This window comes from Arthrobacter sp. M4 (assembly GCF_020251205.1).
In the GTDB taxonomy this organism is placed as follows: domain Bacteria; phylum Actinomycetota; class Actinomycetes; order Actinomycetales; family Micrococcaceae; genus Arthrobacter.
The window spans coordinates 1-254 of sequence record NZ_JAIWYX010000084.1 but is presented as its reverse complement, the minus strand read 5'-3'; the positions used below and the strand labels follow the sequence as shown (position 1 = coordinate 254).

At 64.2% G+C, this 254-nt stretch carries 1 pseudogene; it reads right to left on the bottom strand.

Annotation, left to right across the window (positions count from 1 at the left end):
• A pseudogene (locus LD110_RS23500) lies at positions 1-254 on the bottom strand (alpha-glucan phosphorylase); the annotation flags it as partial.

The window sequence follows — 254 nt, the reverse complement described above, 5'->3', positions numbered from 1 at the left end:
CCATACAACCGGTCCGTGATCCCCCGCGCCGCATCATCATTAGCCGGCACATTCGAATCCAACAACAACAACGGCACCCGCCCCACATCCGCACGCCAAATGTGCGCATGCAGCTTCCGGTCGTTGGGGAGCGGCAGCGAGATTTCAACGGGCTTGCCCGTTCCATCAGTGGAAGGCTCGCGCAGGAGCGTCAGGGGCAGGCCGTCCGGGTCCAGCACCGGGTACGTTTCCTGCTGCCACGCATCCCGGGACAG